Origin of the sequence: Desulfosceptrum tomskiensis (assembly GCF_049818055.1) — a bacterium.
In the GTDB taxonomy this organism is placed as follows: Bacteria; Bacillota; Desulfotomaculia; order Desulfotomaculales; family JASEER01; genus JBFLVT01.
In genome coordinates this window covers 1,712,524-1,729,293 of sequence record NZ_CP187479.1, presented here as the reverse complement: position 1 = coordinate 1,729,293, position 16,770 = coordinate 1,712,524, and the positions used below count along the sequence as shown (strand labels likewise).

17 protein-coding genes and 1 pseudogene are annotated in these 16,770 nt (G+C 58.3%); 13 read left to right on the top strand and 5 right to left on the bottom strand.

What is annotated here, in order from left to right; translation table 11 throughout:
• The first annotated feature begins 1 nt into the window (after position 1).
• The 3 genes from ACPV0M_RS08865 (at position 2) to ACPV0M_RS08855 (ending at position 3,361) form a co-directional block, all read left to right on the top strand.
• On the top strand, positions 2-775 hold the full coding sequence (locus tag ACPV0M_RS08865) for an RHS repeat-associated core domain-containing protein (RefSeq protein ID WP_425620298.1): 774 nt from the start codon (positions 2-4) through the stop codon (positions 773-775).
• 422 nt (positions 776-1,197) lie between these two features.
• Positions 1,198-1,725 (top strand): RHS repeat-associated core domain-containing protein, encoded by a 528-nt coding sequence (locus ACPV0M_RS08860; protein WP_425620297.1) that lies wholly within the window; start codon positions 1,198-1,200, stop codon positions 1,723-1,725.
• 145 nt (positions 1,726-1,870) lie between these two features.
• Positions 1,871-3,361, top strand: coding sequence for an Ig-like domain-containing protein (locus tag ACPV0M_RS08855; protein ID WP_425620296.1), 1,491 nt, complete (start codon positions 1,871-1,873; stop codon positions 3,359-3,361).
• 10 nt (positions 3,362-3,371) lie between these two features.
• Here ACPV0M_RS08855 and ACPV0M_RS08850 read toward each other — a convergent pair.
• Positions 3,372-3,551 (bottom strand): annotated as a pseudogene (locus ACPV0M_RS08850) (IS3 family transposase); the annotation flags it as partial.
• A 290-nt stretch (positions 3,552-3,841) separates the two neighbouring features.
• Here ACPV0M_RS08850 and ACPV0M_RS08845 point away from each other — a divergent pair.
• The 4 genes from ACPV0M_RS08845 to ACPV0M_RS08830 all read left to right on the top strand — a co-directional run bounded on the left by ACPV0M_RS08845 (position 3,842) and on the right by ACPV0M_RS08830 (position 7,641).
• Positions 3,842-4,315, top strand: a complete 474-nt coding sequence (locus ACPV0M_RS08845) for a methylated DNA-protein cysteine methyltransferase (RefSeq protein WP_425620295.1) — start codon at positions 3,842-3,844, stop codon at positions 4,313-4,315.
• A 349-nt stretch (positions 4,316-4,664) separates the two neighbouring features.
• Positions 4,665-6,413: an aldehyde ferredoxin oxidoreductase family protein gene (locus tag ACPV0M_RS08840; protein ID WP_425620294.1), complete on the top strand. Its 1,749-nt coding sequence runs from the start codon at positions 4,665-4,667 to the stop codon at positions 6,411-6,413.
• A 258-nt stretch (positions 6,414-6,671) separates the two neighbouring features.
• The gene (locus ACPV0M_RS08835; protein WP_425620293.1) at positions 6,672-6,911 is read left to right on the top strand and encodes a MoaD/ThiS family protein; all 240 of its coding nucleotides are present in this window, start codon (positions 6,672-6,674) and stop codon (positions 6,909-6,911) included.
• Between the two features lie 4 nt (positions 6,912-6,915).
• Positions 6,916-7,641: a HesA/MoeB/ThiF family protein gene (locus ACPV0M_RS08830; protein ID WP_425620292.1), complete on the top strand. Its 726-nt coding sequence runs from the start codon at positions 6,916-6,918 to the stop codon at positions 7,639-7,641.
• A gap of 134 nt (positions 7,642-7,775) precedes the next feature.
• Here the strand turns inward: ACPV0M_RS08830 and ACPV0M_RS08825 are convergent, their stop codons facing one another.
• From ACPV0M_RS08825 to ACPV0M_RS08810, 4 genes are all read right to left on the bottom strand, one after another.
• Positions 7,776-8,294, bottom strand: a complete 519-nt coding sequence (locus tag ACPV0M_RS08825) for a hypothetical protein (protein ID WP_425620291.1) — start codon at positions 8,292-8,294, stop codon at positions 7,776-7,778.
• 4 nt (positions 8,295-8,298) lie between these two features.
• Entirely contained in the window at positions 8,299-8,661 is a 363-nt protein-coding gene (locus tag ACPV0M_RS08820) for a hypothetical protein (RefSeq protein ID WP_425620290.1), read from the bottom strand.
• Between the two features lie 120 nt (positions 8,662-8,781).
• On the bottom strand, positions 8,782-9,093 hold the full coding sequence (locus tag ACPV0M_RS08815) for an AzlD domain-containing protein (RefSeq protein ID WP_425620289.1): 312 nt from the start codon (positions 9,091-9,093) through the stop codon (positions 8,782-8,784).
• Complete coding sequence (locus ACPV0M_RS08810; RefSeq protein ID WP_425620288.1) at positions 9,069-9,785, bottom strand: AzlC family ABC transporter permease; 717 nt, start codon at positions 9,783-9,785, stop codon at positions 9,069-9,071. Before ACPV0M_RS08810 ends, ACPV0M_RS08815 begins: the two co-directional genes overlap by 25 nt.
• 147 nt (positions 9,786-9,932) lie before the next feature.
• On the opposite strand from ACPV0M_RS08810, the gene ACPV0M_RS08805 reads away from it, so the two are divergent.
• The 6 genes from ACPV0M_RS08805 to ilvC all read left to right on the top strand — a co-directional run bounded on the left by ACPV0M_RS08805 (position 9,933) and on the right by ilvC (position 16,661).
• Entirely contained in the window at positions 9,933-10,172 is a 240-nt protein-coding gene (locus ACPV0M_RS08805; protein WP_425620287.1) for a hypothetical protein, read from the top strand.
• A 466-nt stretch (positions 10,173-10,638) separates the two neighbouring features.
• Positions 10,639-11,520, top strand: coding sequence for a branched-chain-amino-acid transaminase (gene ilvE, locus ACPV0M_RS08800; RefSeq protein ID WP_425620286.1), 882 nt, complete (start codon positions 10,639-10,641; stop codon positions 11,518-11,520).
• 151 nt (positions 11,521-11,671) lie between these two features.
• Positions 11,672-13,336, top strand: a complete 1,665-nt coding sequence (gene ilvD, locus ACPV0M_RS08795; protein ID WP_425620285.1) for a dihydroxy-acid dehydratase — start codon at positions 11,672-11,674, stop codon at positions 13,334-13,336.
• A gap of 21 nt (positions 13,337-13,357) precedes the next feature.
• Positions 13,358-15,019 carry a biosynthetic-type acetolactate synthase large subunit gene (ilvB, locus tag ACPV0M_RS08790; protein WP_425620284.1) on the top strand — a complete coding sequence of 554 codons (1,662 nt, stop codon included), beginning with the start codon at positions 13,358-13,360 and terminating at the stop codon, positions 15,017-15,019.
• Between the two features lie 139 nt (positions 15,020-15,158).
• Positions 15,159-15,668, top strand: coding sequence for an acetolactate synthase small subunit (ilvN, locus tag ACPV0M_RS08785; RefSeq protein ID WP_425620283.1), 510 nt, complete (start codon positions 15,159-15,161; stop codon positions 15,666-15,668).
• A complete protein-coding gene (gene ilvC / locus ACPV0M_RS08780) occupies positions 15,669-16,661 on the top strand; it encodes a ketol-acid reductoisomerase (RefSeq protein WP_425620282.1) in 993 nt (330 codons plus the stop codon). It begins immediately after the preceding gene.
• Positions 16,662-16,770: the final 109 nt, after the last annotated feature.

The following is a 16,770-nucleotide window of genomic DNA, read 5'->3' as shown; positions in this document are numbered from 1 at the left end:
GGTGGCGCTGACCGATAATAACGGCGCCGTCACCGACCGGTACCAGTATGCGCCGTACGGGGAGCTGGTCGGCCATGAGGGCACTTCGGACACACCGTTCCTGTATAACGGCCGCGACGGCGTGATGACCGACGCCAACGGTCTCTACTACATGCGGGCGAGATATTATGATCCCGAGATTCGAAGGTTTGTAAACAAGGATGTTTTGGTTGGGAGTATAGAAAAAGCTCAGAGTCTGAACCGGTACGCTTATGTCAATGGACAGCCGGTTTCACAGGTTGATCCACTTGGGGAAAGCTACATTTCGATTGGGTCTCCATACCCTGTAGGGGTTGGGCTTAACCTAGTGATTGATCTGGATACAAAGGAATTGGGTTATAGTGTTTCAGCAGTCTCTGTTGCAAAATACGGTGAGATTCTCTGGTCACCTAATGAGTTTAAACCAGGCCTATATGGTTATGGGGAGTTCCTCTTCATCAAGGGGGGGCAGGTTAACTACGGCCCAATAGGGGATAACCCAAATTGGGGTGGCGCAGTTGGAATTGGGATCTCCGGTGGGACGGGATTGTCTTACCAAAACACTTTTAAGAATACCTCTACGTTTTGCCGGAACAAGCTCAATGACGTAAGGGAAAGTGTAATAAATCGTATTTATCCGAAAAGGGAGACTACAACTCCTTACACCAATCTCCGAATTGTAAATGATCTGCATTGGGCTATCACGCAGGCTGGGCATACGAACTTACGAATAGTCAATGATCCTTTATGGAATTAGCAATATGGATTATTGTCGGCGAGTGAGGATTATTCAATGGTAGAAAACTATCTTTCGATTCTATTCGGGCTGTCAATCATGTTGTTTTCGGTTCTTACCTTAGTATACCGGATGCAATACGTAAGCTTTATCAAAGAGAAAGTCTATGGATATGGATCAATTGCCTTTTGGCTTAAGCTTACCATACTTACGTCACCAATCTTGTTCTTGATAGGCTTATTGATTTTGCTGATGGGGCTTGATGGTCTGTTCTTGTGTTAGTCAAAGACTGCCCCTGAATACAAGATTTGTCGGCTACTTTTTGGAAGTTGATCCTTGATAATTGATTATTGGTTTGACGTTCCTGCCTTGGGCTTAGATCGACTTGGCGATTCGTCCAGGTTTGTATCCTAGGACGGCCCCGCCCACCTGCCGACGGGAATATGACCTTCGGGCCGCTGAACGGGCGGATGGTGAGCTTTACGTACGATGCCCGGAACCGCCTGACTGCAGTCGGGGGAACAGCGTATCAGTATGACGCCGAAGGCAACCGGATCAGCGTTACGGACGGGGTTTACAACACCCGGACGGACTACGTCGTCAACCCGCACGCTGCTCTCAGCCAGGTGCTGGTGAAGACCGATGAGCAAGGACACCAGACCTACTACGTCTACGGCCTGGGCTTGATCGGCCAGGAGGAGAACGGCGTCTACCGGACTTATCATTTTAACCTGCGCGGCAGTACGGTGGCGCTGACCGATAATAACGGTGCTGTCACCGACCGGTTCCAGTATGGGCCGTACGGGGAACTTGTCAATCATACTGGCGGCACGGATATTCCGTTCCTGTACAACGGCCGCGACGGCGTGATGACCGACGCCAACGGTCTCTACTATATGCGGGCGAGGTACTATGATCCGGAAATTCGGCGGTTTATCAACAAGGATGTTCTGGTTGGGAGGTCCGGGTAATGACACTGCCTATCGAGGGTACAAGTTGCTATACAATCCGTCGTCGGAGTGTGAAGGACAGCCCGGACTACTTTAGACTACTCAAGACCAGTGGAGATCTGTAGTTAACTCGGATCACAGGTTTCTCAGAGGGGGAAGATTTAGGATGGGGTTCAAAGCTGCTGTAGCAAAAGTTCTCCTTGTAACGTTGGTTCTCACAATACTTCCTGTTCTATTAGCAGATGCAAATGTCTACACCTACGATGACCTTGGTCGCTTGACTGCGGTGACCTACCCAAATGGCGATACGCTCAACTACTCCTACGACGCCGGGGGGAACCTGCTTTCCGTGACTTTTGCGGACAAGTCTCCTCCAATAGTAAACAGTACCGATCCTGTAAACGGTGCAACTGGCGTTCCAATAGACAAGACTATTGTGGTTACCTTCAACGGGACCGTTGTCCAGGGAGTGTATTTTAGTGACATTACAGTTACAGAGAGCACCTATGGTTCAGCAATCAGTCATTCAGCAAGCATAACCGATAGAACGCTAACCATTGATCCAGCCAGTGACTTAGCTAACGGCACTCACTACACGGTAACCATTCCGGCAGGGGCCGTCAACGACACGGCGGGCAATGCCCTGGCCAGCGAGTATAGCTTTAGCTTTACTACCGGCGACGCGCCGGACACTGTTGCACCTGCTGTTTATAGTACCGATCCGGTTGATGGCGCAACAGGTGTCGCCGTGAACAAAACCATTGGAATAATCTTCAGCGAAACTGTAGTTGAAAGCGTATACTTCGGGGACATCACGATTTCGGATGGTAATTCCGTAGTCAGTTACACGTACACTATCGCGGATACCACACTGACCCTCGATCCGGTGAACGATCTGGCGTACACCACTATATATACCGTGACCATTCCGACGGGAGCGGTGAAGGATACGGCAGGCAATGAGTTGGCCAGTGACTACGTGTTTAGCTTTACCACCGGGGACGTCCTAGATACCACCCCGCCCACAATAAGTAGCACCGACCCGGCAGACGGGGCGACGGGAGTGGCAGTGAGCCAGACCGTGAGTGTCACCTTCAGCGAGCCTATAGTGCAGGGGACAAGCTTCGATGGGATCAGTCTGACTGACAGCTTGGGGACGGCGGTGTCCTACAGCGCGAGCGTTAGCGGTAGTTCGCTAACCATAGACCCGATAAGCGACTTGGTTTACAGCACTACCTATACGGTGACGGTACCCGCGGGAGCGGTAAACGACGCGGCGGGTAATGCCCTGGCCAGTGAGTACAGCTTCAGCTTCACAACCGGTAGTGTTCCCGATACCACACCGCCCACCATAATCAGCACGGATCCTGCTACTGGTGCCACGGGCGTAGGGCTAAGCAAGACTGTCACGGCCACCTTTAGTGAGGACATTATAGCCGGTGGGTCGTTTGACTCCATAACCATAATCAATACCAAGACCGGTAACCCGGTTCAGATCACCAGGTCTATTCAAGGCAACATTCTACTCCTTAACCCCACCAGCAATTTCGCTAAACGAGCAACCTACAAGGTCGTTATTCCGGCGGGAGCTGTACAGGACACGGCAGGCAACGGATTCAGCGACCAATACAGCTTCAGTTTTACCACCGTAAGATAGGAACCACTTCAATCTGAAGGCCGGCCTGTTCTAACAGGCTGAGGTACTGCGGACTGGTAAACTGGCTGCCCTGATTGCTGTTCAAGATTGCCGGTTTGGCTCGGGTAAAGGCCTGCTGAACCGCAACCAGTACAAAGGAGATCTCCAGTCTCTGGTTCAGCTCCCAGCTCACCACGTAGCGGGAGTACCAGGTTCATAACGGCCACCAGGCCAGTTGAGAAATCGTCTTTCTTCTTTAAGAATTTCCAGCACGACCTGCGCCTTAAAGCTGGATGGATAATTCTTCCGCATAGTTGTGATACACCTTAATGTTGTCTTTTTCGTGTCTAAATTCTTGGGTATTATACCGCGGGGGCCCGGCGCCCGAGACCGTTCGCGACGCGATCGAGAAGGCCCGGCAAAAGAGCGCGACTGAAGAAAAATGAGGGTGGCCGCGTGGGGGACTGGATAATAAGATAGGGTTTGGGAGGAGGGAAGGCCATGGCCAAAAAATCCTTCAACGAGAAACTCAATAACTCTAAAGGTTTACCGAAAGTGCAGTTTGTGGGTTTTGACAGCGAAATGGCAAAGCGCTTCGGTGCCGGTAACATGCTGATCGCCGCTCCCATCGAGTACGATGAGGTTATGAAGAGGATTCCGAAAGGGAAGCTCATCACTTCCGAAGAGATCAGAGCATTTCTTGCCAGGAAACACAACGCTGACTTTACCTGCCAGCTTACGGCGGGAATATTCATCAACATCGCCGCCAATGCGTCACAGGAACGGGAGGACCTGGGAGACAGTGACATAACCCCGTACTGGCGTACATTGAAAAAAGGCGGCGAATTAAACGAAAAGTACCCAGGCGGGATAGAAAAGCAGAAAATGTTGTTGGAAATGGAGGGGCACGAGGTAATAAGGAAAGGAAAGCGATTTTTCGTAAAGGACTACGAGAACGCGTTGTTTCAACTATAAATGCTGGTCTTGGTCAGCCAAGTCCCATACAGGTATTCGTGCGCCGTGATCGGTGGCACCCGGTAAAGGCTTCGGGATTGGCGGCAAGAAAGCCTGCGACGTCTCGGGGAGCGGGCTCGGCACAGCACAGCCAGATGTAACCAGTGGAGCAGCTTTACTGAACAGACCTGGCTTTTTTCAGCCAGGTTTGTGAATTTCAACGCATAAAACAGCTTCCGTGAGCCTGAAAGAGAAGCATGTTGCTGAGGACAGGCTGAGGCAATAATTTGCAATTGCTTTTTGCTTCTTTCATAAAGTTTGATAGAGGTATAAAATGCGGAAATCTCTCGCGAATGAAAGGAGGTACCTTATGTCTAGAGTGCTGCGTGTCAACGTGTCGGACAAGAGCGTACGCTGGGAGGACCTTAAGCCGGAGTATGCCTTGCTGGGGGGGCGGGGCCTGACCTCAAGGATTGTTTACGACGAGGTTGACCCAACCTGTCACCCGCTGGGACCAGGCAATAAACTGGTCTTTGCGCCCGGTTGCCTGACCGGAACCTATGCTCCCAGTTCCGGGCGGCTTTCGGTGGGAGGCAAATCCCCTCTGACCGGCACCATCAAGGAGTCCAACGCCGGGGGGATCAGTGGCCAGAAGATGGCCAGCCTGGGCATTGCCGCGCTGGTTGTCGAAGGATTGCCTCAAGAACAGGGTTTTCACGTCCTGGTTATCGGTGACGGCGAGGCCCGGCTGGAGCCCGCCGGGGACCTGGCGGGCCTGGGCTGCTACGAGCTGAACGAGCGGCTGTGGGCGAAGTACGGCGAAGGCTGCGGCATTATGTGCATCGGCCCGGCCGGCGAAAACAAGATGGTCATGGCCGGAGTGTCCACAAATGACCGGGAAAACCATCCCGGACGCTATGCCGGGCGGGGCGGCCTGGGCGCGGTGATGGGGAGCAAGGGGCTGAAGGCTGTCGTTCTCCAGACCAAGCAGACTTACGGCGTGAACCCGGCGGACACGGAGAAATTCAAGGACGCCGTCAGGCGTCTCAACAGGGCCCTCAAGGAGCACGCGGTAACGGGGCAGGCTTTGCCTACGTACGGCACCGCGGTTTTGGTGAACATCCTGAACGAGGCCGGCGGCCTGCCGACCAGGAACTTCAGCGCCGGGCGCTTCGAAGAGGCGTCCAAGACGGGCGGCGAGGCGATCGCCGAGGCCGTCAAGGCGAGAGGCGGCAAGGGCGAGTGCGGCCACGGCTGTCACCCCGGCTGCGTGATCAGGTGTTCGAATATTTACCCCGACGAGAAGGGCGAGGTGCTCTGCGCGCCGGTAGAATACGAGAGCACCTGGGCGCTGGGGGCCAACTGCGGGATCGGCAATCTGGACCACATTGCCATGCTCAACCGGCTTTGCAACGACGTGGGCCTGGATACAATAGAAGCGGGGGTCACCCTCGGCGTGCTGATGGAAGCAGGGGTACTCGCGTTCGGCGACGGTCCGGGAGCCATCGAGCTGCTGGATAAGGACGTCCGCAACGCCACTCCGCTGGGGCGGGTTTTTGGCTCCGGTGCCGCCGTCGCCGGCAAGGTCTACGGCGTCCGGCGGGTGCCGGTCGTGAAGGGGCAGGGGCTCCCTGCCTACGACCCGCGCGCCGTCAAGGGCATCGGGGTGACCTACGCGACCAGCACGATGGGTGCCGACCATACCTCGGGGTACGCGGTGGCGGCTAACATCCTTGGCGTCGGCGGCAAGGTCGACCCGTTGAAGCCCGAAGGCCAGGTGGAACTGTCCCGCAACCTGCAAGTAGCCACCGCCTATGTGGACGCCACGGGCTTGTGTCTGTTTACGGCCTTCGCGCTTCTTGACATCCCGGATTCGCTGGTGGCGACCGCGGATCTTATCGCGGCCAGGTATGGCGTGCAGTTCACTGTTGATGACGCCGTTAAGCTGGGCCAGCAGATCCTGACCTGGGAGCGGGCCTTCAACAAGGCCGCCGGCTTTAATGAAGCCGAGGACCGCCTGCCTGATTTCTTCAAGACCGAGCCCCTGCCGCCGCACAACACCGTGTTCGACGTCCCGGACGCCGAACTGGACGAGGTTATGAAACCTTTCCAAGCATAACGCTGAGCACTCAGCTGTCGGCATCCAGATGCGGGCTTCGCCCGTACCAGCACTCGGTACCCGGATTGGGGGGTATGAGGCCGGCGGCGGCCAGTCAACCAACCTAGCTTTTGTAAGAACGCTCCAGCGCTGAATGCCAGTAGTCTGGACGACTGACGAAATTAACCCCGGTGGAATTCGCAAACTTAATTAGTATTCCTAAACAGGTTACCTACTACCGGCTTAACCTTTCGGGTTAAGCCTCGGGGGGTGTGCGCGGTGCGCGTCGAACTGAGGGTATTCGCCTCATTGCAGAAATACCGCCCCGACCTGGCGGGCGGGGAGCCGTTGGACCTTGAGGTTCCTGAAGGGAGTACCGTGGAAGACGTTCTGGCCGGGATCGGTGTCCCGGTAAGCGAGGTTAAGATCGTCATGGTCAACGGCCAGCAGGCCACCCTGAAGTGGCGACTGCGTGACGGCGACCGCGTCGGAGCTTTCCCCCCGGTAGCCGGAGGCTGAGAGGATGGGTTCGGTTCGTTACGAGCGCAGCATCATCCTTCCGGGGTGGGGCCAGGCGGGACAGGATGCCCTGCGCAACGCCAGGGTCCTGGTTGTAGGCGCGGGGGGGCTGGGATCGACCGTGCTGATGTACTTGGCCGCCGCCGGGGTGGGCACGATCGGCATCGTCGACGGGGATCGGGTCGAACTGTCGAACCTGCAGCGCCAGGTGCTTTACGGCACCGGCGACGTCGGCCGGTCCAAGTGTGTCGCGGCGGCCTGCCGGCTGGCCGACCTGAACCCGGAGGTCCGCACCGTGGAGCACTGTACCCGCTTCAGCGCGGTCAACGCGGCCGGAATCCTGGAGAATTACGGGATCGCCGTTGACTGTACCGACAACCTGGGGACGCGGTACGACCTTAACGAAGCCTGTTGGCGCAAGGGCATTCCCTGGGTTTACGGGGCTGTGTCCGAGTATCACGGCCAGGTTTCCACCTTCATCCCGGGCCGGACCGCCTGTTTCCGCTGCCTGTACCCAGTGGCGCAAGAGGAAACGGCCCGGCATCCGCGAGGAGTCCTGAACGCCCTCGTGGGCACGGTCGGCGGCATCCAGGCCGGCGAAGTTCTCAAGTTGATAATAGGCCTCGGGAAACCGCTGGCCGGAAGGCTCCTGGTCTGGGAGGCCCTGCCGGCGGCCTTCACTTCGTTCATGCTGGACCGTGACCCGGCCTGCCCCATCTGCGGCACTTGAATGGGTATTGGGTATTAGGTTTTAGGTGTTGGATTTTGAAATAAGACAGGGACTCGATTAACCGAGTCCCTTGCTTTATGTTCCGCAAGTTGCGCCTACTGTTTAGCACACCCTTGTCCAATACCCAACACCTATCAGATATCGTTGGCGATGCTGCTGAGTTTCCAGGTCCCGTCTTCCTTGACGAAGACCATCTCGACCACGCCGATGCCGCCCTCGTCGTCGTAGAACTCCATGAAGGTGACAAAGCGCCCGTCGCTGCACAGCTCGTATCCCCGCTGCCTTAGGCGGTGTACGCCCCCTTCGGGGTAAGGGCAGGTGACCTTCCCGCCGTGCGACGTGTAGACCAGCCCGGCCTTTTCGATGGCGACCGTGCGAGAGGTGAGCTGCCTCATCGTCCCGAAATCCCTGCCGGCCATCGCGTCAACGAACCTGTGGGCCAGGCAGTCGACAAAGTTGCGCTGTTCCTTTTCGGCCTCCAGTCTCTGGATTTCCGCCTCCAGGCTCCGGCATCGCGCCCGCAGCTCTTCCGCTTCGTCCCCCAGTTGCCGGCATTGGTCCTTAGTCCCTGAAGCAACGGGCGTGGTGAAAGCGCATCCCGCGAGCACCGCCAGGATGGTGATCAGCGTTTTAAACAAGCTGCTCCTAACCATATCTCTACAGCTTCTTCACCAGCAATTTTGCCGAGTCGATGACCCTGGGGCCGCACCACAGGTCGACCTGGTAGACGCCGGGTTCTTCAAAGGCTACGTTGGTGCAGAAAGTGATCAGCTCGCGGACCTGGGGGTGGGGAGGGGCGCACAGGAAATGCGGGCTTTCTTTGCGTTCCCCGTTTGGCTTGATCAGCATGTAAAAGAGATTGTAAGTACGTGACTCGTGAAAACCGGTTACCCTGGTGACCATTTGAAAAGAGACGGGCTGCGCCGGAAAGGAGGGCACGATGAACCGGTCGATTTCAAGAGCGCCGTCCGCCGCGTCAAAGAACCGTATGCCGAACGATCTCAACCCGAGGTCCAGCATCTCACCAGCTCCCTGGAATCATTCTGAGAAGAGATTCCATTCTCTTCCAGGAAGTTCCTTCTCAAACATTTCGACATATTGAGCGTTGGGCATTGAGATTAATAAGGAGAAGCGCCAGCTTCACAGGGCTTGCAGCAGAATGGCAGCCGCTATCCCCACGGCGACGGTGAGCAAGAGGTTCCTGGTCTTGGCGGCCACGGCAAAGCAGGGGATCGCCGCCAGTAGGGCATAGTTTTCCGCGGTCAAGAAAGGCCGCCCGTTTTCAAGGAGCAGTTCGGGAGCCAGCAGGGCGGCCAGCACGGCCACGGGAACGAAACTCAGCCAGCGCACAAACCCCGCGGGTATGCCGACCTTGGCGAGTACGGCCAGGGGCAGCATCCGCGGAATGTAGGTTACGACGGCCATTCCTAGGATGACCCAGATCTTTTCCATCTTTCCCACCCCGTAGCAATGCTGGCGGCCAGTATGGTCGCCAGGATAATATTCCAGTTGCCCTCGACGAGCATGGCACCGGTGATGGACAGGGCGCCGGCAATCAGGGCCGTGCCAAGCAGGAGACGGTCCTTGACCTGCACGACGAGGAGCGAAATAAACATTGCCGGTAGGGCGAAGTCCAAAGGGAGCCTGTCCAGGCCGGGAACGATCGTGCCGCTCAGCGCTCCGATTAACGAGCCGGTGTTCCATGCGAGGTATGAGGCCAGGTTGGTGCCGTACATAAAGAAGTGATGGCGCTGCCGCTGGGCGTATTCGGTGCTGTTGAGGGCAAAAGTTTCGTCGGTGATGCCCGTCCCCAGGAGGGCCAGGTCAAAGAACCGCAATCTTCGGACGTAGCGGACCAGGGAGGCGCTCATCAGGATGTGCCGCAGGTTAACCAGGAAGGTGGTGGCGATAATCGTCCACGGGTCCATGGCCGCGGCGAACATCCCTGTGGCGATGAACTGGGAGGCCCCGGCGTAAACGAAGGTCGACATAGCCATGGTCTCCCACAGCGTCAGCCCGGCCTCGCGCGCCAGCACGCCATAGGCTATGGCAAGCGCGACGTAGCCCAGCATGATGGGGACGGCTTTGCCCACCCCGTGCCGGAATTCTTCTCTTGGCGACAAAACCGGTACTTGGGATTGCATCAGTTCCCTCCGCTAATGCATAACGATTTATATTTTATCATAATCTGTCGGTGAGTTGCCCCGTCGTTTTAACGCGGTTTCTTCTATTGTCGACTGCCTTTTCGTATGCATAAATAGCAGGATGCTTGTCTATCGAGGAGAAAATATATGCGTGTGAAAAAGAAGGGCAACGTCTACCACCTGGATTTTAGGAAGCGCAAGCGGACAGGGTCGGGCAAAACCAAAGCCAAACCCCCTTTGTACGGGGTTCTTTCCGGGCGTCGGTCTGTTAAGCCTGTTAAAAGAAGGCGCCCGGCCAGCCTCGACCCCAGGGGTAAGCCCATCCAGGCCATGTTTATTTTCGGGGTGATTGTTTTCCTTGTCACCGTATACCTGCGGCTCAGGTGACAGGAACGCCGGCGGGGCAGGAAACCCGTTTTTTGCCGGTCATGGACAGGCTTGAGGGCCAATGCAATATTTTTGCGCCACGTGCCGAATAATCCTTGACACTGCAAACCGTTCTTAGGTATACTTGCAATAATTTATAGCTCAAAGGCTGTGAAGGGGATATTCGGCCTTGTGACCGGGCCGCTGCAGAGAGCCGGGGTTGGTGAAAACCGGTGCGGGGTACAGGAGCCGCGATCACCCTGGAGCTGAAAAGTGAACGGGCGGACAGCGTCCCAGTAGCTTTCTCCGGGTTAGCGACCCGTTATCAAAACTGCCTGCTTGTTGGCGGGCTTGAGGTGGCCGTCTGATAGTGGCGGCAAACAGGGTGGTACCGCGTGGGTAGTGACCCCTCGTCCCTGGCAATCGTTTTTGGCTGTCAGGCGAGGGGTTTTGTTATCTATAGTTTATCTACGGAGGGATTGGGGCAATGGGGCTTATCATCTACCTTGACGGCGAGTATGTGCCGGAAGAGAAGGCGGTTGTTTCGGTATTCGACCACGGTTACCTGTATGGCGACGGCGTATTTGAGGGCATCCGGGCCTACCACGGGCGGGTGTTTAAGCTCCGCGAGCACTTGGTGCGGCTTTATGAGTCCGCGCGGGCCATTATGCTCACCATACCCATCGGCATCGACGAGATGCAGGAAGTGGTCCTGGAAACCCTGCGGCGGAATAACCTGCGCGACGCCTATATCCGGCTCGTCGTCTCACGCGGCAAGGGCGACCTGGGGCTTGATCCCAGGAAATGCCCCCGCCCGACTATCGTATGCATCGCCGCGTCTATCCAGCTCTATCCGGAAGAGTTTTACCGGAAGGGTCTGGAAGTGATCACCGCGGCCACGCGCCGCAACCTTGTGGACGCTGTAAACCCGAGAGTCAAATCCCTTAACTATTTGAACAACATTATGGCCAAGATCGAGGGCAGCCTGGCCGGCACCCTGGAGGCCATTATGCTGAATGCGGAAGGCTATGTAAGTGAGGCTACGGGCGATAACATCTTTATCGTTAAAAACAACGTTCTGATCACCCCGCCTGCTTACCTGGGCATTCTCGAAGGGATCACCCGCAACACCGTAATGGAGCTGGCGGCGATAAAAGGCATCAGGGTTATGGAACAGGTTTTCACGCGGCATGACCTTTATGTAGCCGACGAGTGCTTCCTGACCGGAACGGCGGCGGAGCTGATTCCCGTGGTCAAAATCGACGGGCGGGTTGTCGGGGACGGCAACCCGGGTCCGGTAACCCTGGAACTGCTTGAAGACTTTCGGGCGATGACCAAGATAAACGGGCCCGAAATCTTCCCCGAGTAGAGATCGCTGACCCGGCACTCAACTCGAAGAGCCGTTACGTTTAGAGCTACCGCCGGTCTTCGAGATGCTAGTAGGCTAAATTTGCCTGCAACTCAACTCCATTAGTTGAGTGCTGGGCACCTCATGCTACGACTGTTAGGGAGTGTTCAGGTTGCGCAGGAGTCATGTGGTCCTGAAGGGCCTGGAAAAGGCGCCGCACCGCTCGCTTTTTAAGGCGTTGGGCTTTACCGACGCCGAACTGGAGCGCCCGCTGATCGGCGTGGTCAACGCTGAGAACGAAATCGTTCCCGGGCACATGCATCTCGGGGACCTGGCGGAGGCCGTCAAGGCCGGCATCCGGATGGCGGGCGGCACCCCCGTGTCCTTCGGCAGCATCGCCGTCTGCGACGGCATCGCCATGAACCACGAGGGAATGAAGTATTCCCTGGCCAGCAGGGAACTGATCGCCGACAGCGTCGAGGTCATGGCCCGGGCGCACGCCTTCGACGGGTTGGTCTTCGTCACCGCCTGCGACAAGATCGTCCCCGGCATGCTGATGGCGGCGGCCCGCCTGGATATCCCCTGCATCTTTGTCAGCGGGGGACCGATGCTGGCGGGAACGTATAAAGGGAAGAAAGTGTCGCTGACCGATGTCTTTGAAGCCGTGGGCGCGGTCAAGGTCGGGAAGATGACCGAGGCCGACCTGGCCGAGCTTGAAGAATGCGCCTGCCCCGGCTGCGGTTCCTGCGCCGGCATGTTTACAGCCAACTCGATGAACTGCCTCACCGAAGCGCTGGGGATGGCCCTGCCGCGCAACGGCACCATTCCCGCGGTGAGCGCGGCCCGCCGGCGCCTGGCCAAGATGGCCGGCATGCAGGTGGTTGAACTCGTCGAAAAGGGTATACGGCCTTCCTACATCCTGACGCGGGAGGCTTTTTACAACGCCCTGACGGTCGATATGGCCCTGGGCTGTTCCACCAATACCGTTTTGCATCTTTTGGCTGTCGCCCACGAGGCCGGGGTCAAGATCGACCTCGACGTCATCAACCGGATCAGCGCCCGTACGCCTAACCTCTGCCGCCTCGCCCCCGCCGGACCGGCCTTTATGGAGGACCTGGACGAGGCCGGGGGTATTCCGGCCGTGATGGCCGAGTTGTCCAAGAAAGGCCTTATCATTACGGAACTGCTGACGGTGACCGGCGGCACGGTCGGGGAGAACCTGAAGGACGCCCGAATCCTGCGCAACGAGATTATCCGGGCTTTGGACGACCCGCACTCGCCCACCGGCGGCTTGGCCGTGCTGCGGGGCAATCTGGCCCCGGACGGCGCCATCGTCAAGGCTTCGGCCGTGGCGCCCGAAATGTTGAAGCACCGCGGCCCGGCCCGCGTTTTCAACGCCGAGGAAGAGGCCGTCGAGGCCATCATGGGCGGCGGGATCAGTCCGGGAGACGTTGTGGTCATCCGCTACGAAGGGCCCAAGGGCGGTCCGGGGATGCGCGAAATGCTGACGCCGACCTCGGCCATCGCCGGGATGGGCCTCGACAAGGACGTGGCCCTGCTCACCGACGGCCGTTTTTCGGGGGCCACGCGGGGGGCCAGCATCGGGCACGTTTCGCCCGAGGCCATGGAAGGGGGCCCGATCGCCGTCATCCGGGACGGCGACATGATCGAGATAGATATTCCCAACAGGTCGCTCAACGTTGACCTGACACAGGAAGAGATTGCGGGCAGGCTGTCCGAGTGGCGGCCTCCCGAGCCGCGGATCAAGCGCGGTTACCTCGCCCGCTACGCCAAGGTCGTGGGTTCGGCGGCGGGAGGAGCCATCATTCAAGACTAGCCCTGGGGGAGGAAGTACGAAGTGTTGTTGACCGGAGGACAGATTCTTCTCGAATGTTTAAAGGAACAAGGTGTCGAGACCATCTTCGGCTACCCCGGGGGCGCGGTACTGCCTATCTATGACGCCATCTACGATTCCGACATCCGGCACATTCTTGTGCGACACGAACAGGCGGCCGCCCATGCCGCCGACGGTTATGCACGGGCCAGCGGCAAGGTTGGCGTCTGCCTGGCCACCTCCGGACCCGGGGCCACGAACCTGGTGACGGGCATTGCCAATGCCGCCATGGATTCGGTGCCCATGGTGGCCTTTACCGGACAGGTGCCGACCACTCTCCTGGGTCGTGACTCCTTCCAGGAGGCCGACATCACCGGGATCACCATGCCGATCACCAAGCACAATTACCTGGTCCGGGACATCGCCGACTTGGGAAGGATCGTCAAGGAAGCCTTCTTCATCGCCAGCACGGGCCGGCCGGGCCCGGTCCTGGTGGATATCCCGCGCGATATATCGGCAGGTACTTTTGACTATCATTCTTACGAACATCCCGTGCGCCTGCCGGGTTACAATCCCAAGCTGACGGCCAACCCCCGCCTGGTGGCCGAGGCCATTCAGGCCATCGCCCAGGCGCGCCGTCCCGTGATTTACGCCGGCGGCGGCGTCATCAACTCCGGCGCGTCCGAAGAACTGCGCCAGCTGGCCGAGGCGATCATGGCCCCCGTGACCACGACCCTGATGGGACTCGGCTGTTTCCCGGGGGACCACCCGCTCTCCTTGGGGATGCTGGGCATGCACGGGGCCAAGTACGCGAACTACGCGGTCTACGAGTGTGACCTGCTGATCGGTATCGGCGTGCGCTTCGACGACCGCGTTACCGGCAAGATCGAAAGCTTCGCACCCGAAGCGCGCATCATCCATATCGACATCGACCCCGCGGAAATGGGGAAGAACGTCCCGGCCCACATCGCCATCGCCGGGGACGTCAAGCACGTCCTGCGCCAGCTGCTCGACGGGCTGATGGCCAATCCTAACCCGGCATGGGCCGAAAAGATCAAGGAGTGGAAGCGGGAATACCCGCTGACTTTCGCGCAAGGCAAAGGCCTCAAGCCCCAGTACGTGATCCGCCGGATCAGCGAGATCTGCGGGGAGCGGGCCCGCATCTGCACCGAGGTCGGCCAGAACCAGATGTGGACCGCCCAGCACTATACCTTCACCCGCCCGCGCAGCTTTATCTCGTCCGGCGGGCTGGGGACGATGGGATTCGGTCTTCCTGCGGCCATCGGCGTGCAGGTGGCCTGCCCCGGCGAGATCGTCTTCGACATTGCCGGGGACGGCAGCATCCAGATGAACATCCAGGAACTGACGACGGCGGTCAACTACGAGCTCCCGGTCAATGTTGCCATCCTCAACAACGCCTGCCTGGGCATGGTCCGGCAGTGGCAGGAGCTGTTCTACAACCGCCGCTACTCGCATACCGAGCTGAAAAACCCCGATTTTTGCCGCGTGGCTGAAGCTTTTGGCGCCGAGGCCATCAAGGTGACCAAGGAACTGGAGGTTCGTCCGGCCATCGAGCAGGCCGTTAAGTCCTCCCGGCCGGTGGTAATGGATTTCTGCGTCGAACAGGAAGAGAACGTAATGCCGATGGTGCCTCCTGGTGAGGCTATCAATAAGATGCTCGGCTAATCAGTTGTCCGTCGTCCGTCGTCAGGTGTCGGTAAATCAAGGATGCATCGGCCTAGCCGATGCCCCCCGATTTCACTTCCATTTCGCCTGCTGCCCGCTGCCTGTTGACTGACGACCGAATGGGGGAGGCATTTTACATATGCGTAGTGTGTTTACCGTCCTGGTTGAGAATAATCCGGGGGTTTTGGCCCGGGTGGCGGGCCTTTTCGCCCGGCGGGGCTACAACATCGACAGCCTGGCCGTCAGCCGCACCGACAACCCGCGCGTCTCCCGCATGACCATCGTCTGCGAGGGAGAGCAGGCGGTGCTTGACCAGGTCGCCAAACAGCTCAACAAGCTGATCGAGGTGATCAAGGTCGAGGACATCACCCAGGAGCCCCATGTCGACCGCGAGCTTATCTTGATCAAGGTCAATGCCGACGCCTCGGTACGCGGGGAAATCATGCAGATCGTCGAAATTTTCCGCGCCCACATCGTCGACATAGGGCGCAACACGCTGATTATCGAGGCCACCGGCGACGAAGGAAAAATCAACGCCATCGAGCAGGCGCTCCGGCCGTTCGGCATCCGGGAATACGTCCGGACCGGCAAGATCGCCCTGCTGCGCGGCAGTAAAACCGTTACACACGATGGGGAGGATGAAGAGTAAATGCGTGTCTACTACGATGAAGACGCCAGTCTCGACCTTTTGCAGGGGAAAAAAGTCGCCGTTATCGGCTACGGGAGCCAGGGTCACGCCCAGGCCCAGAACCTCGCCAACAGCGGCGTCGACGTGGTTGTCGGGCTGAGGCCGGGCAGCACCAACTGGAACCGCGTCCAGGAAGACGGGCTCGTCGTCATGCCGGTCGAGGAAGCCGCCAAAGCGGCCGCCATCATTCAGGTCCTCGTTCCCGACGAAGTCCAGCCCCGGATGTACGCCGAGTCGATCGCCCCTCATCTCACCGAGGGCAAGGCGCTGATGTTCTCGCACGGCTTTAACATTCATTACGGGCAGATCGTCCCGCCGCGCGACGTCGACGTCTTCATGGTAGCCCCCAAGAGCCCGGGGCGCATGGTCCGTCGCCTGTACCTCGAGGGGCGCGGCGTGCCGGGGCTGATCGCCGTGGCGCAGGACTACACCGGCCAGGCCAAGAAACTGGCTCTTGCTTACGCCAAGGGGATCGGCTGCACCAAGGCCGGCGTCTTTGAGACAACCTTCGCCGAGGAAACCGAGACCGATCTTTTCGGCGAGCAGTGCGTCCTATGCGGCGGCGTTTCCGAGCTCATCAAGGCCGGGTTTGAGACCCTGGTCGAGGCCGGGTACGCCCCCGAGATGGCCTATTTCGAGTGCCTGCACGAACTGAAGCTCATCGTCGACCTTATTTACGAGGGCGGCCTCACCAAGATGCGGCAGAGCGTCAGCAACACGGCGGAGTTCGGGGATTACCTGGTCGGTCCCCGGATCGTCAACGAGGACGTGCGCGAGGAGATGCGCGCCGTTCTGGCCGACATCCAGGACGGGACCTTCGCCAGGGAGTGGATCCTGGAAAACCAGGCTAACCGCCCCTTCTTCAACGCCATGCGCAAGCGCAACCGCGAGCACCTGATCGAAGAAGTCGGGGAAGAGCTGCGGAAGATGATGCCCTGGCTCAACAAGGAGTAAGTCGTCAAATACGACTTACTCCTTGGGCATTGGGTGTTCGGTGTTAGGACTTGAAGTAGAACAGGTATACCGGGATTGCGTGGGCCTTCAGGCCCGCGCTCCATTATAT